At 73.1% G+C, this 428-nt stretch carries 1 protein-coding gene; it reads right to left on the reverse strand.

Translation table 11 applies throughout. The annotated features are described in order from the left end of the window. The coding region (locus tag RNB18_RS52565) for a M16 family metallopeptidase (RefSeq protein WP_311721125.1) at positions 1-428 on the reverse strand (428 nt) is incomplete at both ends.

Here is a 428-nt window from a genome sequence, read left to right on the forward strand (position 1 = left end):
TCTCCACCTCGACCCCGACGGAGGTCTTCACGTCCAGCCAGCCCAGCGAGGGCGCCCCGGCGAGCCGCAGCAGCCCGAAGCCCGCAGCCACCGCCGTACGGTCGCGGCGGACCAGGCGGTTGTGCAGCCGCGAGGACTCGCCGCCGCCGAGCACGGTGAGCGCCAGGTCGGCCGCGTCGCAGGCGCGGGTGCCGTCGTGCGGGAGGCGGTAGGCGGCCATCAGGGCGCGCGCCGGGACCTCCTCGTGGACCACTTCGCGCAGCTGCTCGCCGATGATCTCGGGCAGGGTGCCGTCGCGCGGCGGCTGCTTGCCGTCGTGGGACGGGATGGAGCCGAAGTACTTCTCGACCCAGGCGAGGGTCTGCTCGGGGTCGATGTCCCCGACGATCGAGAGCACCGCGTTGTTGGGCGCGTAGTACGTACGGAAG

The sequence above is a fragment of the Streptomyces doebereineriae genome, from assembly GCF_031845645.1.
GTDB lineage: Bacteria > Actinomycetota > Actinomycetes > Streptomycetales > Streptomycetaceae > Streptomyces > Streptomyces canus.